Below are 16049 nucleotides of genomic sequence, written 5' to 3'. Positions count from 1 at the left end.
TTCAATTCATTGCAAAGCACGTGTGGCAGGCGCGGTTGCGCGTTTACTGGCAGGCTTCACAGTCCGGATCATTGATCGAGCAGGCATTGCCGGCCGGTACCGACAGGATGATCGATTCGGCAATCGGCTTGGCGGCGACGGCGTTGAGCTTGCCATCGGTGCCTTTCAACGTGGACTTTTCCACGTGCGAGGCCGAACGCGAACGCAGGTAATAGGTCGTCTTCAAACCGCTGTTCCAGGCGAGGCGATAGAGTTCGTCAAGCTTCTTGCCGCTCGGGTTGGCAATATAGAGATTGAGCGACTGGGCTTGATCGATCCATTTCTGCCGGCGCGAGGCCGCAGCAATCAGCCATGCACTGTCGATTTCGAACGCCGTGGCATAGAGCGCCTTGAGGTCGGCGGGGATGCGGTCGATTTCACCAACCGAGCCGTCGAAATATTTCAGGTCCGAAATCATCACCTCGTCCCACAGCCCGCGCTGCTTCAGGTCATGCACCAGTGCAGCATTGACGACAGTGAAGTCGCCTGACATGTTGGATTTGACGAAGAGGTTCTGATAGGCGGGCTCGATGGACTGGGCAACGCCGCAGATGTTGGAAATCGTTGCGGTGGGTGCGATCGCCATGGTGTTGGAATTGCGCATTCCGGTTGCTGTCACCCGCTTGCGCAGGGCTTCCCAATCAAGGGTCGTGCTGCGGTCCATCGAAAGCCTGGCACCAGCCGCCGTGCGGGCCCGGTCGAGCAGTTCGATGGAATCGATCGGAAGAATGCCTTTTGACCAGAGCGAGCCGTTGAAGCTCGGATAGCTGCCACGTTCACTGGCGAGGTCAACCGATGCCGAAATGGCGTGATAGGAAATGGCTTCCATGCTGATATCGGCAAAAGCCACGGCTTCGTTGGAGGCATAGGGAATACGCAATGCCTGCAACGCATCCTGGAAGCCCATCAAGCCGAGACCGACCGGACGGTGACGCAGGTTGGAATGGCGCGCTTCCGGGATGGTGTAGAAGTTGATGTCGATGACATTGTCGAGCATGCGCATGGCCGTTGCCACAGTGCGCGTCAGACGCTCAAGGTCGAGGCCTTCGGCTGCAATGTGATTGGCAAGGTTGATCGAGCCGAGGTTGCACACCGCAACTTCATCCTTCGATGTGTTGAGGGTAATCTCGGTGCACAGGTTCGACGAGTGCACCACGCCGACATGACCCTGCGGCGAGCGGATATTGCAGGGGTCCTTGAATGTGACCCATGGGTGGCCCGTCTCGAACAGCATCGTCAAAATCCGGCGCCAGAGATCCAGAGCCCGCACGGTGCGGAAGACACGGATTTCCCCGCGTGCAGCCTTGGCTTCATAAGCCTCGTAGGCAATTTTGAAGTCAGCGCCGTAGAGATCATGCAGATCCGGTGTCTCGTCGGGTGAGAACAGGGTCCATGGCTCGTCCTTTTCCACGCGGCTTATGAACAGATCAGGCACCCAGTTGGCCGTGTTCATGTCATGGGTGCGGCGGCGGTCGTCACCGGTATTCTTGCGCAGATCGAGAAACTCCTCGATGTCGACATGCCAAGTCTCGAGATAGGCGCAGACGGCGCCCTTGCGCTTGCCGCCCTGATTGACCGCGATGGCCGTATCGTTGGCCACTTTCAGGAACGGTACGACGCCCTGGCTTTCGCCGTTGGTTCCCTTGATATGGGCGCCAAGACCGCGCACGGGCGTCCAGTCATTGCCGAGACCGCCGGAATATTTTGCCAGAAGCGCGTTGTCCTTCACCGCCTTGAAGATGCCGTCGAGATCGTCGGCGACGGTGGTCAGGAAGCAGGAGGACAGTTGTGGGCGCAGCGTGCCCGAATTGAACAAGGTTGGAGTCGAAGCCATGAAGTCGAACGACGACAGCAGGTCGTAGAATTCGATGGCGCGCGCTTCCCGGTCGATCTCACGGGTGGCGAGGCCCATGGCAACGCGCATCAGGAAGGCCTGCGGCAATTCGAACCGGATACCGCGTGTCTGCTGGAGATAACGATCATACAAAGTCTGCAGGCCGAGATACTGGAACTGCAGGTCGCGTTCCGGCTTCAGGGCTGCTGATATTTTCCGCAGGTCGAAGCGGGCAAGTTCAGGATCGAGCAGTTCCGCTTCAATCCCAGCCTTCACATAGGCGGGGAAATAATCGGCATAGCGCTCCGCCATTTCATGCTGGGTCGCCTGTTCGGGCCTGCCGAAGACAAAGCTCAAGGCTTCGCGGCGCAGCTTGTCCAGAAGCAGCCGGGCAGTGACAAAGGAATAGTTCGGTTCGGTTTCAACGAGTGTGCGTGCAGCCAGAATGGGCGCAAGCGACAGTTCGTCGAGGGTGATACCGTCATAGAGATTGCGCTGGGTTTCGCTGAGGATCGGCGTGGCGCTGACCCCGTCAAGTCCTTCGCAGGCTTCATCGATGATTCGGGCGAGGCGCGCCGCATCGAGCGGTGCCCTGGTCCCATCAAGCAGGGTGACGCTGAGGGACGGGCCGGTTTCGGCCACGGGTTCCACCAGCTTCGCCCGTTCTCGCGCGCGTTCTTCCCGGTAGAGCACGTAAGCACGCGCAACCTTGTGGTTTTCGCTGCGCATGAGGGCAAGTTCGACCTGGTCCTGCACGTCTTCAATGTGAAACAGACGGCCTTCGCTGCTGCGGCGCTTCAATGTTGTCACGATGTCGGCGGTCAAGCCTTCGACGACATCATGCACACGGCGCGAACCGGCAGCGACATTGCCTTCGACGGCGAGGAAGGCTTTGGTGAGAGCAACGGTGATTTTCAGCGGATCGAACGGTGTGACCGAGCCATTGCGCCGAATGACGCGGTAGCCGGGCTCGCTGGATGATGGCTGCAGTTCGGCAGGACGAACCGGCGACTGACCGTCGGCGCGGGTGGTTTGAAGAGAAAGAGACATATGCTTATACCCCAAATGTTGGGGGCAAAGGTCGAGCGCACGCGTGCAAGAATCCGGTCAGCTTGCGGCCGACCATTGCAAGCGACACACCGGGACACCCCGCCCGTGGACGTTCATCATGTCATGGCAGGTCTCCTGGCTCACAGGTCGGCGCTGGTGTCGGCCTTCCCGAAGCTGGGCTTCAGTGGCATTGTCGACAACAACTCGCTGTTTACAGTTGCGGGGGCAGCGCCGGCATCAATGTCCAGGACATTTCACCGGCTTCCCTCTTAGCTCCCGGTCTTGCGACTCGGAGAGAACCATAACATCTATATTTAGTATCAATTCGCCATTTTTAGTCAATAGGTAGATGGCGACAGCTTCGCATGCTCAGAGCACTGCGGATTGCGGCAAGACGAACGGCACGGATTTTCCGGGCAGCCCGCCGACCTTGAGCGCACATTCATAGACGCGCAGGATGCGGTCATCGGTCAAGACTTCCATGGGGGTACCCACAGAATCGGCCCTTCCCCTGTGCATGACCACGACGCGGTCGGCAAACATGGAGGTCAGGTTGAGATCATGCAGGATCGCGATGACCCCGCCACCGCGATCGGCAAAATCGCGGGCAATCTGCATGATGATCAGCTGATGTTTGATATCGAGGCTTGACACCGGCTCATCAAGAAAGAGAAAGCGGGGCTGGCCGTCCAGCACCGGCTGCCAGACCTGGCAGAGGACGCGCGCCAGTTGCACCCGCTGCTGCTCGCCGCCAGAGAGTTCCTGATAGAACCGCCCGCCGAAACCCGCGAGGTCAACGTGCTCAAGCGCTTCATCGGGCAGTGTGTCCACGTTGTGGCGCGAAGCACCGGAGCGACCGCTGGTCATGCCCAGCTTGACGATCTCACGCACGGTAAACGGGAAGGACAGTGAGGTGGATTGCGGCAGGATCGCCCGCATGGTTGCCATCTGCCAGAGCTTCAGCCGGTTGATCGGCGTGCCGTTGATGCTGATGACGCCCTCATGCGGCAGATCACCGGAGAGTGCACGCATCAGGGTCGTTTTGCCTGACCCATTGGGTCCGACGATAACTGTGAATGCGCCTGCCTCAGCATCAAAGGATATGTTCTCGACGATTCTGTTTCGGCCGAGGGACACGGAGACATTGGAAACACGGATCATGATCAGAGGTCCAGAATGCCGCGGCGACGCAGCAATATCCACAGGAAGAAGGGTGCGCCAACGGCTGCCGTGACGATGCCAATCGGCAGTTCCGATGGCGCAACAATCGTTCGGCTGACCGCATCGGCAATCAGAAGGAGGCAGGCGCCAAGGAGAGCGGCGGCCGGCAGGAGATAGCGATGATCGGGGCCGATCACGAGGCGCAGCAGATGCGGAACGACGACGCCGACAAAGCCGATGCCACCGCTCACCGCAACCGATGCGCCGGTGGCGGCAGCGACGGTGACAATGGCGATGCGTTTGAAGCGCTGTACCGGAATGCCGAGATGGCTCGCCGATGCTTCCCCGAGGGCGAGCCCGTTGAGGCCGCGGGCGAGGAATGGTGAAATGACGAGGGCGAGCGCAATGAGCGGGCCTGATGCGGCGATCTTGACCCAATTGGCTCCCGCCAGCGATCCCAGCCCCCAGAATGTCAGGTCGCGCAACTGTTTGTCGTCGGCGACATAGACCAGGACACCGATATAGGCGGCGGCCATGGCGCCGAGCGCAATACCGGCGAGCAGCATCGTGGCGATGGACGTTTGCCCGCGCCGCGTCGCGACGTGGTAGAGGATGAGCGTGAAGATGAGGGCGCCGAAGAAAGCGGCGAGCGGCAAGGCATAGAGACTGAACAGAGCGATCACCGGGGCGAGGAAGGTTCCGCCGAGAACGATGATGCTGACCGCGCCAAGCCCGGCGCCCGCCGAGACGCCGACAATGCCGGGGTCAGCCAGCGGATTGCGGAACAATCCCTGCATGACTGCACCCGATACGGCAAGGGACGCGCCGATCAGCGCGCCGAGAATGACGCGGGGCAAGCGGATATCGTAAATGATGATGCGATCACGGACGGAGAGCGCATTGTCCGTGATATCGGATCCGGCAATCAGGGACTTCACGACGGAGAGGACCGATGCATCGGATGCACCAAAGGCGAGGCTGAAAAGGACTGTGGCAACGAGCGCGACGCACAGGCAAGCAATGACCATGCGCGCAAACACTGACCGGTCACCATCCGGGCGCAGTCTGCTGCCGCCCTGTGCGGAAGCAAGGACGGCAGGTTTTCTCAAGACGGTCTCACTCATTTGCCGAGTTCGTTGCCGTAAATGGCTTCGGCCAGCTCGTGAATTGCCTTGGGCGCACGCGGCCCGAAGCCCAGCAGATACTGACCGCTCATGCGGATGATCTTCTTGTCTTTGCCGGCGGGCGTCGCGGCGATCGCCGCATTGGCAAGAAGGTCGGCATTGTCGGACGCATGGTCACCACCGCGGTCCATGACCAGAATGACGTCGGGTTTGGCGGTGATGATCGCCTCGTCCGTCAATGGCTTGTATCCGGGATATTCCGTGATCGCATTGTCGGCACCGGCCAGTGCGATGATCCCATTGGCTGCCGTTTTGGTGCCGGAGGCCATGATCTTGCCGCCTTGGGCGCTGAGGACAAACAGAATCCGCTTGCGGTTCTTGATGTTCTTCGTTGCGTCTTCGGCCGCCTGCAAATCCTTCTCGACCTGCGACGCCAGTTTTTCCGCCTTGTCGTCAACGCCAAGTGCCGTACCCACCACGCGTATTTTCGCCGCGATACTCTTTCCGGTGTAATCTTCCGGCACAAAAACGAAGGGCAGGCTGGCCTTCTTCAGGACATCGATGGTTTCCTTCGGGCCGCTGCCTTCCACGGCAATGATAGCCGTCGGATTGATGGAGAGAACCCCTTCGGGGGACAGCGCGCGCATATAGCCGACATCGGGCAGCTTCTGCGCCGCTTGCGGGTAGGTACTCGTCTGGTCACGGCCGACGAGGTGCCCTTCTTCCCCCAGCGCATAGACGATCTCCGTGATGGAGTCGCCGATGGACACTACCCGGCTCGCATCGGGAAGACGCCCGGTCACTTCTTCTGCAGAAGCCATGCCTTGTGCGTAAAGCAATGCCATCAGCCCGGCGAGCGAAGCGGCGAGATGCAGCCTTGCCGGCTTGCTCTGGCGTTTAGCGAACATGGTCATTTCCTTACGCGGCCGAACGCAGGATGCGCGGCAGGTTTTCGACAAGCTGGCGCCAGTCTTCCCGTTCGCCCGAACCCTCGTGGCGCTTGCCGAAGAACTGGATGATCATTTCCCCTTCGGCGCCGTAGGCTTCGAGCGATGTCACATGACCGTCCTTGGTCGGTTTGCGCACGGCCCACAACTCGGCAATGTGATCGAGGCGCAGGTGCATATGAAAGGTTTCATCGAGGATATTGAGCCAAGGCCCCATCGGCTTGATGTTCGCAATCGGACCCGAATGGATCTGGATGCAACCGCGATTGCCGACAAAGCACATGATCGGTATCTGCTCCTGCGCCGCATGCTGCATCATGGCGCTCAAGGCGTCGCGATCCAGTGCCCAGGCATAGTCCTGCCCGATCACCTGCACCGCCTGATGGCGGGTCATCTTCAGCGAGCGCAGAATGCCGAAGAATTCATGCACATCCTTCATCTGGGTCCAGCGATCGCGCAGGCCGTCCGCATCAAGTTCATGAATTTCCGCAGTCTTCTCCTCGGGCTTCGGCAAAGCCGTCAGTTCGATACTCTGCGACTGGTCATCGAGGCGCAGCTTGGCGACAAGTGCGTGGTAGGCATCGAGATCGGAAGCCGGGCGCAGATGAATTTTGTGGATTGCCTCGCCAGCGGCGTCAAAGAACTGCAGGCTGCGGCGGGTGAATTCGCCGTCCTGTTTTTCGACCGCGAAGCCGTGGGCCCAGCTGTCGGGAAACAGGCGCATGTCGATCTGTTCCCCGAGAAGCATGGAGGCATGCTTGCCGACAATCGGCTTGTCATAGACGCCGATCTTTTCGTGCACGGCGCTCTCATTGCGCGTGAGGGCCATGACCTCGCCCAAAGTCTGTATCTCGGTCAGGAAGGTTTCGATGCGCGGCGTGATGCGAATGACATTGAGGCCACAAAAAGCTGCAACCAAATCGGCCTCAGTGATACCCAGTTGCTGGGCAAGGTCGCGCTCGCGCATTTTGGGATTGTCTGCCCGAGCTTGCCGGATGTCCTGGGGTGCTGGCTTGTGCGTATCAGTCATTGTCTTCGGATGCCTATCAATGCGTTACTTGTTGAGAATGAGTTTGCCCTGGCGGGTGATTTTCAGGCGGTAAAGCGAGCCGGCATGTTCGATGCCGACTTCGTTGGAGCCGTCGAACAGGATCTCGCTGCCGTAAACGCGCATATCCGTTTGCCGGACCGGCATGAGTTCGCGTGCGAGCGGGGCCAGCCTCGGAAGCCGGACTTGAAGATCGATGATTTGGCGTCGTGACATTGCTGGCCAGCCTTTTCGTGCTGTCGTTGCCGGAATGCTCCGGCAACGGATAGTTCAAACTTGACTCGTATGATCATATTTATTACTCAACATAAAGAGGAGTCAACGAGTCAAGTTAGTTGGCGCTTGAAAAACATCACAAAATTGCAAGCGCGCTGACCGCGAGCCTGCAAAAATTCTTGAAGTTCGAGCTATCCCAGCAAGCGCAACGGCTGGAAATTTCGAATTGCGCAGCGCAATTTGCGGCAGGAAATGGTTTGAGCATGACCGCTGCTCCCGCCATGATGAAGCCTGCTGCAACAGGGAAGGCGTCGGGGTACGAGTCCTCCCCGGCGCCAACCCTGACAAAAGAAAAAGGCCCTTGCGGGCCTTTTCCATGTGCAGATTGATCATGCCCTGATCGTGGAGATCAGAACGGCGAATCAGGGAAGTAGAATTCCTTGGCATTGTCCTTGGTGACCAGGGTGGCATCCAGGATGTATTTGCCGCGCACAGGAACCTGATCGTAGAAATTGGCAACCGTCAGTTCGAGTGCCGTTGCGATCATGGACGGCGGATAGAGAACATTGATCGGTGTCATGGCATCGCCATCGCTGACGCGCTTGATCATGTCCTTCATGCCGGCACCGCCGATGACCATCTTGATGTCGGTGCGCTTGGCCTGGCTGATGGCCTCGAGTACGCCGACGGCCATGTCGTCATCCTGGCACCAGACGGCATCGATCTTCGGGAACTTGGTCAGATAGTCCTGCATGACCTTGAAGGCGTCATCGCGTGACCAGTTGCCGAACTGCTTGTCGAGCACCTTGATACCGCTTCCGGCAATGGCTTCGTCAAAACCCTTCTGGCGTTCTTCGTCAATGACGATCGGCAGGCCGCGAATGACCACGACGTCACCGGTGCCAAGCTTGTCCTTCAGATATTTGCCGGCGACACGGCCGAGCTCCGGATTGTTGCCGGCGACGTACAGATCCTGAATGCTCTGATCGGACAGGGCGCGGTCGACAACCGTGACGAATACGCCCTTTGCCTTGACCTGACGGATCGGGTCGGTCAGTTCGTCGGAATTGTGCGGCAGGGTGACGAGTGCGTCGATGCCCTGTGTGGTCAGGTCTTCCAGTGCGTTGGCCTGGGAAGCACCATCGGGTGATGTCTTGATGGTGATCTTGAGGCCGGGATGGTTGGCCTCAAGAATCTTGGCCGCCCGTTCGGCGTGATAGACGACGCCGCCGGTCCAGCCATGATCGGCAGCCGGAATGGAAACGGCGATATTGACTTTCTTATCCGCGGCGTGAGCCAGGACCATGCTTGACGCGAGCAGCGCGCCGGCAAGTCCCACGATGAGTTTACGCATATTTCTCTCCCAAATATTCTACGGGCCTTTGTGTCGAGGTCGGCGGGTGGCCCATTCTCCCCCTCCCAAACTTTTATCGCTGTCTATCCCTTGCGCTGCAGTGTCCGCTGCACCAGCATGGCGATGATGATGATGACGCCCTGAACCGCACCGATCAGATATTCACTGACGAAGTTGGACAGGACCATGATGTTGCCGACGATCTCCAGCATGAAGGCGCCGCAAATGGTTCCCCAGATGCGGCCGACCCCGCCTTTCAGCGCCGTGCCGCCGATGACAACAGCCGTAATGGCCTGCAATTCCCACAGCATGCCGGTGGTCGTGGTTGCCGCCCCAAGCCGCGGGACGTAGACCACTACGGCTATGGCCACGCAGATACCTTGAATGACATAGGTCATGGCGCGGACACGATTGACGTGGATGCCGGAATACCGCGCGACGTCTTCGTTGGAACCGACCGCGATGACGTGCCGGCCAAAGGAGGTCTTGTAGAGGATGAAGGCACCGAGCAAACCGACGGCGATGATGATCCAGACCGGTATCGGCAAGCCGAGGAACGTGCCGGTATAGACCGGCCGGAACAGATTGCGCATTTCGCTGGATTTCATGGCAATCGATCCGCCATTGGCCAGCCAGACCGTGACGGAGCGGTAGATGGCCATCGTTCCAAGCGTCACGATGAACGGTTCGATCCGCCCCAGCGTCGTGACGGCGCCGTTCACCAGCCCTGCACCTGCCCCGACGCCGATGGCGATGACGACACCGGCGGCCAGCATGGCGAAATTGCCGTCGATGGCGGCAGAATTCAGGAACAGGATCATGATGCCGGCGACAAGCGCAGCCATCGATCCCACCGACAGATCAAGCCCGCCTGCCGAAATCACGAAGGTCGCTCCAACGGCGATGATGGCGATGAAGGACGAACGGGTCAGCACGTTCAATATATTGTCGATGCCGATGAAGCTTGGATTGACCAGGGCGCCCAGAACGAAAAGCGCGGCAAGCGCCAGGAATGGCGCAACCGCCGTCTTGTCGATATCCGCCAGCTTGCGGCCAAGGCCGCGCGTGTCGGTGTTTGCTTGCGTATCGCTCATGCGGACCCCGTTGCGTATAGTTCTGCTTCGTTTGTTTTGACGCCGGTGGCGTAGACGACGATTTCATCTTCCGTCATCGCGTCACCCGAGACCTCGCCGACAATGCGCGCGGAGCGCATGACAAGGATGCGGTGACAGATGCCGATCAGCTCCTGCATCTCGGAGGAGATGACGATGACCGATTTTCCTGACTTGGCGAGATCGGCGATGAACCTGTAGATCTGTTCCTTGGTGCCGATATCGATACCGCGCGTCGGCTCATCGATGATGACGATGCTCGGATCAAGCAGCATCATCTTGGCAAGCAACAGCTTTTGCTGATTGCCTCCGGACAACTGGCCCGCCAGCAGATCGCGCCGCCGGGCCCGGATGTCGAATTCGGCAATCGCCTTGTCCAGCCCCTGTTCTTCCTGCTTGCGCTCGATGAGCGGGCCTTTGGTGAATTTTTCCAATGAGGCCAGCGTGAGGTTCGTCCGCAGGTTCTGTGCCAGAAGCAGTCCCTTGCCCTTGCGGTCTTCGCTCAGGTAGACAATCCCGGCGGCCATGCTGTCGCGCACGCTGTGAAACCGCACCGGCTTGCCGTTCAATTTGACCTGCCCATGTCCGGAACGCAGCCCGACAATGCCTTCGAACAGTTCAGTCCGTCCGGCGCCGATCAGCCCGGCAAAGCCGAGTATTTCGCCCTTGCGTAGAGTAAAGGATGCCTCGCGGGCATAACCCGGGACATCAAAGTTGCTGACTTCCAGAATGGTCTCGTGCGTCGCCGTTTCTTCCCGCTCAGGATAAAGCTTCGACATGTCACGTCCGACCATCAGCTTGGCCATGTCAACGGGCTGCAATTCCGAGGCATTGCGGGTCGCGATAAGCTTGCCGTCGCGCAGCACGGTGATGCGGTCGGCAATGGCGGCTACCTCCGGCAGGCGGTGGGAAATATAGAGAACCGCCACGTTCTGGTCGCGCAAGTTGCGGATCACCTTGAGCAGCGCTTCCGTCTCATAAGGGGTGAGAGATGCCGTGGGCTCATCGAAGATCACGACGCGGTGCGGCACTTGGAGGGCGCGGGCAATCTGCACGAGCTGGCGCCGCGCAATGGATAGCCGCGACACCGGTGTTGTCGGATCAATATCAGCACCGAGCTTGCGCACGGCTTCGGCAGCCAGCCGGTTCATCTCGCGGTCATTGACCATGTGACCGCGTTTCAACTCGCGGCCCATGAAAATATTCTGCGCGACCGTCAAATGCGGTGCGAGCAGGATTTCCTGGTGCACCAGCACAAGACCGCGATGTTCCGCATCGACGGGACCGGCGAGGGTCACGTCCTCCCCATCCATCGCAACCGAGCCGCGGGTCGGCTGCAGATGGCCGCTCAGAAGCTTCATCAGCGTCGACTTGCCGGCACCGTTCTCGCCGATGATTGCATGCACCTCGCCGGGCTGGATGGTGAGGCTGATATTGGTCAGCACCTCCACCGGCCCGAAAGCCTTGGCGATGCCCCGGGCTTCAAGCACGGGCAGCAGAGTTGACTGTGTGGCGGGGTCTGAACTCATCTTTCCTGGCACCCCCCTTTGCCCTGCCGGGCATCTCCCCCACAAGGGGGGAGATCAGCCTCCATTATTGTGCCAGCCATTTTGCAGCGTTGCCCCATGGATAGAGGTATCAATGCCAATGTGATCTCCCCCCTTGTGGGGGAGATGGCTGGCAAGCCAGAGGGGGGTGATATCCGCTTTTCCATCACACCTTCGTCCAGACACCGCCGGCCTTGGATGATTTGACCGCCGCATCGATGAACTCCATGCCGGCAAGTCCATCCTCGACCGTCGGATAAATCACATCCTTCGGCGTCTTCTTGCCCGTCCGGGCGGCAATGATCGCCTGTGCGGCTTCCGTATAGATATTGGCAAAACCTTCAAGATAGCCTTCCGGATGACCGCCGGGAACGCGTGTGACACGGGCGGCTTCCGGCGATGCGCCCGCTCCGCCGCGGGTCAGCAATTGCTTGGGCTTGCCGAACGGTGTGTACCAGAGATAATTCGGATCGGCCTGGGTCCATTCCAGCCCGCCCTTGGTGCCGTAGACGCGCAGTTTCAGGCCGTTCTCGTGCCCGGGTGCCACCTGGCTTGCCCACAGCATGCCCTTGGCGCCGCCATCGAAACGCATCAGGATCTGCACGTCATCATCGAGCTTGCGGCCTTCGACGAAGCTGGTGAGTTCGGCGCACAGCTGCTTCAGCGTCAGGCCGGAAACAAAACAGGCAAGGTTATAGGCGTGCGTGCCGATATCGCCGATGGCGCCGCCTGCGCCCGAACGCGCCGGATCGGTGCGCCATTCCGCCTGCTTCGATCCTGAGTCTTCCGCCTTTTCCGTCAGCCAGTCCTGCGGGTATTCGGCCTGCACCAGACGGATCTTGCCAAGGACACCCTTTTCGACCATGGCGCGGGCCTGCCGGATCATGGGGTATCCGGTGTAATTGTGTGTCACGGCAAAAATCTTGCCTGTCTTCTTCACCAAAGCCACGAGTTCCTTTGCGTCCTTCACCGTCGTCGTCAGCGGCTTGTCGCAGATCACATGGATGCCGGCTTTCAGAAACGCTTTTGCGGCGGGTGCATGCATATGGTTCGGGGTAACGATCGCCACCGCCTCAATCCCATCCGGGCGCTTGGCTTCCGCTTTCGCCATCTCTTCGAAAGAACCATAGGCACGGTCTTCCGCAATGCCGAGCTCCTTCGCCGAGGCCTTGGCGCGTGCCGGATCGGAGGAAAGTGCTCCGGCGACGAGCTCGTATTGATCGTCGATGCGCATGGCGATGCGATGCACGGCGCCGATGAAGGCGCCCTGCCCTCCTCCGACCATGCCGATGCGAATGCGCCGGGTTGCCGCTTTTTCTCTGCTTGCTTCAATAGCCATTGCCGCTTCCTTCCGTTCTTATACCAGACCAAGGATACGGCGGTTGGCCGCGTCATCGGTTCCTGCGCCAGCGAAATCATCGAATGCCCTTTCGGTCACGCGGATCAGATGTGCGTTGATGAATTCAGCGCCTTCACGTGCACCGTCTTCCGGATGCTTGAGAGCGCATTCCCATTCCAGCACCGCCCAGCCATCGAAGTCATAAGCCGTCAGCTTGGAAAAGACGGCGCCAAAATCCACCTGCCCGTCGCCAAGCGAACGGAAACGGCCGGCACGATTCACCCAGGACTGGAAACCGCCATAGACACCCTGACGCCCCGTCGGATTGAATTCGGCGTCCTTGACGTGGAACGCCTTGATGCGCTCGTGATAGATGTCGATGTAGTCGAGATAGTCGAGCTGCTGCAGCACGAAGTGCGAGGGATCATAGAGCAGGTTGGCGCGCGGATGATTGTTCACGCGCTCCAGGAACATCTCGTAGGTGATGCCGTCATGCAGGTCTTCACCCGGATGGATTTCATAGGCCGCATCGACACCCTGTTCATCGAGGTAGTTGAGGATCGGTGTCCAGCGTTTGGCCAGTTCGTCGAATGCCGCTTCGACGAGACCGGCAGGCCGCTGCGGAAAGGGATAGAGGAATGGCCAGGCCAGCGCGCCCGAGAATGTCGGCATGACTTTCAGGCCAAGATGGTTGGAGGCACGTGCGGCGCGCTTGACCTGATCGACCGCCCATTCCTGGCGCGCCTTGGGGTTGCCATGCACTTCGGGCACGGCAAAACCGTCCATCAGTTCATCGTAGACCGGATGAACGGCGACGAGCTGGCCCTGCAGATGGGTTGAAAGCTCGGTGATGGTGAGGCCATGCGCATGGGCAATGCCGGCGACTTCATCGCAATAGGTCTTGGAGTCCGAGGCCTTCTTGAGATCGAACAGCCGCGCATCCCAGGTGGGAATTTGAACACCCTTGTAGCCGAGGGATGCTGCCCATTGGCAGATCGCGTCGAATGAGTTGAACGGTGCCGCATCGCCCGCAAACTGCGCGAGGAAAATGGCTGGTCCCTTGATCGTCTTCATGTCTCGTCTCCTCCAATTCATGCGGGCGCCTCGGGCAGGCACCCCTCCGGTTTCTGTTCAGGGCATGTTGTCCCTGAGAAAAATATCGATGCGGATATGTTCCTGCCCCGGCACAATGGGACGGCCTTCGCGCAGGGCGGTGAGAATGCGTGCGGTGCTGCGCGCCATATGCCCGACATCCTGATTGATCAGTGCATCCACGGTGCCGCGCACCAGATGGCGGCGGGTCGAGGCGGTGAGTTCATGCGCCACGAAAATCACGTCGGAGACACGGCTGGTTGCTTCGAGCGCGGCGACAACACCCGCCTGGCCACCGCCGGCATTGTAGATGGCGACCAGATCGGGATGGTCGCGCAGCAGCGCGCGGGCGACCGTCTCAACCCGTGCATTCTCGTCCCGTGCTTCCCGCACGGGCAGAACTTCAAGATTGGCGTATTCGCGGGAAATGACCTGTTCGAAACCGAACTGCCGCTCCACGTGGTCGCGCAGGGCCAGCGAGCCGGCAATCATGCCGACCTTGCCCTTGCGCGGTCCGACAAAGCGGCCAATCAGCGATGCAGCGGTGCGCCCGGCGGCGTAATTGTCGATGCCGACAAAATGGGCGCGGCGCGAATTCGGTACATCGGAAACCAGTGTCAGGACAACCACACCCCTGTCGGCAAGGGCGTTGATGGCTTCTGTCACGGCGGGATGGTCGAGCGCGACGACAGCGACGCCGTCGATGCTGGAGGGCAGCCGTTCGAGCGCCGCCGCCAAAGCCTCGCCGTCGAAAGTATCGACATATTGAATGGAAAGCCGCACGCGTTCCTTCAACTGGCGTTCGCGGGTTGCACGAAACTCCGCATCCAGCGCCTGCATGAATTCGTTTTCGCCGGTCGGCAGGATAATCCGGAAATCATAGTCCCGTCCGCGTGCCAGCCGCGACGCGTGCTGATCCGGATGAAATCCAAGCAGTTTGATGGCCGCGTTGACGCGTTCGATGGTGCGCGCATGCACACCATTCCGCCCGTTCACAACACGATCAACCGTTGCAAGACTGACACCGGCTTCTCGGGCGACGTCTTCAAGCGTCATCTTTACCACGAGAATTCTCCTCCGCTTGATATACTAGTTCGGCGAAATGAGGTGTGCAACTCTTTTTGACGGGTTTTGATGGGAATTTTGATGGACGCAATGTTGCCTTGCTGCAACTTGCGTGTCGTTGTGTTGATCGCTGGCGACGATGTGAGCAACGCATGCCTTGAGCAAGGTCACTGTCTCACGACAGTGACCTTGCCCGAATTGTCCGATTGATGCGGAGTTTGACTGTTTAAATTATTCGCCATTCTCGAAATCGGTGCTGCGGGTGATGGTTTCCCAGGCATCGATCTCATCGGCAATCTCATCCAGTTTGCTGCGGGCACGGCGCAGCGCGTCGCTGCCGAGCAGCAGATGAAGAGGCGGATTGTCGGCACGAACCAGGTTGATGATCACTTGTGCTGCGAGATCTGGATTGCCCAGCTGTCGACCCGCGACGGAATCGAAGGCGGCAGAACTCCGTCCAATCGTCTCGGCATAGGCAGCGTCTTCGGCGTCGCTTTTGCGGATTGAATGAGACGAAAGGAAGTCCGTCCTGAATGCGCCAGGGGCGATGGCCGTTACTTTGATACCAAGCGGTGCGATCTCCAAAGCCAATGCTGATGAAAGGCCTTCAAGCGCATATTTTGCGGCGGCATAAACGGCCGATCCTGTGGTCGGCGCGCGCCCGGCAATCGAGGTGATGTTGATGATGTGACCGTGGCGCTGCGCGCGAAGATAAGGCAACGCCGTCCGAATGATCCGGAACGGTGCAAAAACATCGACAGCAAACAGTCTCTCGACATCCGCATCCGATGCCTTCTCCAATGCACCCAGCAGCCCGTATCCGGCATTGTTTACGATGACGTCGATCCCGCCCGCTATTTCAAAAGCTTTCGCAACGCTGGCGGCTGCGGCCCGGCCGTCGACCAGATCAACATTCAGCACATGCAAGGTGCCGCGATCATGATCAAGTTCGAACGACCCCGTACGAACTGTCCCAATCACAGTATCTCCCTCTGCCAGTGCTGCCACGGCAAGTGCCTTGCCAAGGCCACGCGAAATTCCTGTGATGAACCAAGTTGTCATTTCTTTATCCTTTTCAATGAACCAACGAGAAAATGGCAGAAAGGCCACGCCTTTATAAT

At 59.4% G+C, this 16049-nt stretch carries 14 protein-coding genes and 1 riboswitch; of the genes, 1 reads left to right on the top strand and 13 read right to left on the bottom strand.

Annotated elements, in window-relative coordinates:
- Positions 1-43 precede the first annotated feature (43 nt).
- The 6 genes from ACP7B1_RS22505 to hemP form a co-directional block, all read right to left on the bottom strand.
- Positions 44-2923, bottom strand: a complete 2880-nt coding sequence (locus ACP7B1_RS22505) for a ribonucleoside-diphosphate reductase subunit alpha (protein ID WP_426137265.1) — start codon at positions 2921-2923, stop codon at positions 44-46.
- 108 nt (positions 2924-3031) lie between these two features.
- Positions 3032-3242: riboswitch (cobalamin riboswitch) on the bottom strand.
- 50 nt (positions 3243-3292) lie between these two features.
- Positions 3293-4084: a heme ABC transporter ATP-binding protein gene (locus tag ACP7B1_RS22500; RefSeq protein ID WP_346306403.1), complete on the bottom strand. Its 792-nt coding sequence runs from the start codon at positions 4082-4084 to the stop codon at positions 3293-3295.
- Positions 4085-4086: 2 nt separating this feature from the next.
- A complete protein-coding gene (locus ACP7B1_RS22495; protein WP_346306404.1) occupies positions 4087-5208 on the bottom strand; it encodes an iron ABC transporter permease in 1122 nt (373 codons plus the stop codon).
- Positions 5205-6122: a heme/hemin ABC transporter substrate-binding protein gene (locus ACP7B1_RS22490; protein ID WP_403181768.1), complete on the bottom strand. Its 918-nt coding sequence runs from the start codon at positions 6120-6122 to the stop codon at positions 5205-5207. The genes ACP7B1_RS22495 and ACP7B1_RS22490 overlap by 4 nt, the downstream gene beginning before the upstream one ends.
- A gap of 4 nt (positions 6123-6126) precedes the next feature.
- Positions 6127-7185: a hemin-degrading factor gene (locus ACP7B1_RS22485; protein WP_346306405.1), complete on the bottom strand. Its 1059-nt coding sequence runs from the start codon at positions 7183-7185 to the stop codon at positions 6127-6129.
- A 24-nt stretch (positions 7186-7209) separates the two neighbouring features.
- A complete protein-coding gene (gene hemP, locus ACP7B1_RS22480; protein ID WP_223614931.1) occupies positions 7210-7350 on the bottom strand; it encodes a hemin uptake protein HemP in 141 nt (46 codons plus the stop codon).
- A gap of 188 nt (positions 7351-7538) precedes the next feature.
- Between hemP and ACP7B1_RS22475 the strand changes: the two genes are divergently transcribed.
- Complete coding sequence (locus ACP7B1_RS22475) at positions 7539-7808, top strand: hypothetical protein (RefSeq protein WP_346306406.1); 270 nt, start codon at positions 7539-7541, stop codon at positions 7806-7808.
- Positions 7809-7828: 20 nt separating this feature from the next.
- Here the strand turns inward: ACP7B1_RS22475 and ACP7B1_RS22470 are convergent, their stop codons facing one another.
- From ACP7B1_RS22470 to ACP7B1_RS22440, 7 genes are all read right to left on the bottom strand, one after another.
- On the bottom strand, positions 7829-8773 hold the full coding sequence (locus ACP7B1_RS22470) for a substrate-binding domain-containing protein (RefSeq protein ID WP_346306407.1): 945 nt from the start codon (positions 8771-8773) through the stop codon (positions 7829-7831).
- 83 nt (positions 8774-8856) lie between these two features.
- Positions 8857-9867, bottom strand: coding sequence for an ABC transporter permease (locus tag ACP7B1_RS22465; protein ID WP_288192149.1), 1011 nt, complete (start codon positions 9865-9867; stop codon positions 8857-8859).
- Complete coding sequence (locus ACP7B1_RS22460) at positions 9864-11414, bottom strand: sugar ABC transporter ATP-binding protein (RefSeq protein WP_346306408.1); 1551 nt, start codon at positions 11412-11414, stop codon at positions 9864-9866. Before ACP7B1_RS22460 ends, ACP7B1_RS22465 begins: the two co-directional genes overlap by 4 nt.
- A 184-nt stretch (positions 11415-11598) precedes the next feature.
- Positions 11599-12771, bottom strand: a complete 1173-nt coding sequence (locus ACP7B1_RS22455) for a Gfo/Idh/MocA family protein (RefSeq protein ID WP_223614655.1) — start codon at positions 12769-12771, stop codon at positions 11599-11601.
- An 18-nt stretch (positions 12772-12789) separates the two neighbouring features.
- The gene (locus tag ACP7B1_RS22450) at positions 12790-13845 is read right to left on the bottom strand and encodes a sugar phosphate isomerase/epimerase family protein (protein WP_403181787.1); all 1056 of its coding nucleotides are present in this window, start codon (positions 13843-13845) and stop codon (positions 12790-12792) included.
- Positions 13846-13902: 57 nt separating this feature from the next.
- Positions 13903-14919: a LacI family DNA-binding transcriptional regulator gene (locus ACP7B1_RS22445; protein WP_426137268.1), complete on the bottom strand. Its 1017-nt coding sequence runs from the start codon at positions 14917-14919 to the stop codon at positions 13903-13905.
- Between the two features lie 240 nt (positions 14920-15159).
- A complete protein-coding gene (locus ACP7B1_RS22440) occupies positions 15160-16038 on the bottom strand; it encodes an SDR family NAD(P)-dependent oxidoreductase (RefSeq protein ID WP_346306324.1) in 879 nt (292 codons plus the stop codon).
- Positions 16039-16049: the final 11 nt, after the last annotated feature.

It is taken from the genome of Phyllobacterium sp. SL163, assembly GCF_049896885.1.
Lineage (GTDB): Bacteria > Pseudomonadota > Alphaproteobacteria > Rhizobiales > Rhizobiaceae > Phyllobacterium > Phyllobacterium calauticae.
Note: the sequence above shows the minus strand (reverse complement) of the source record. Positions and strands in the feature narration are given on the sequence as shown.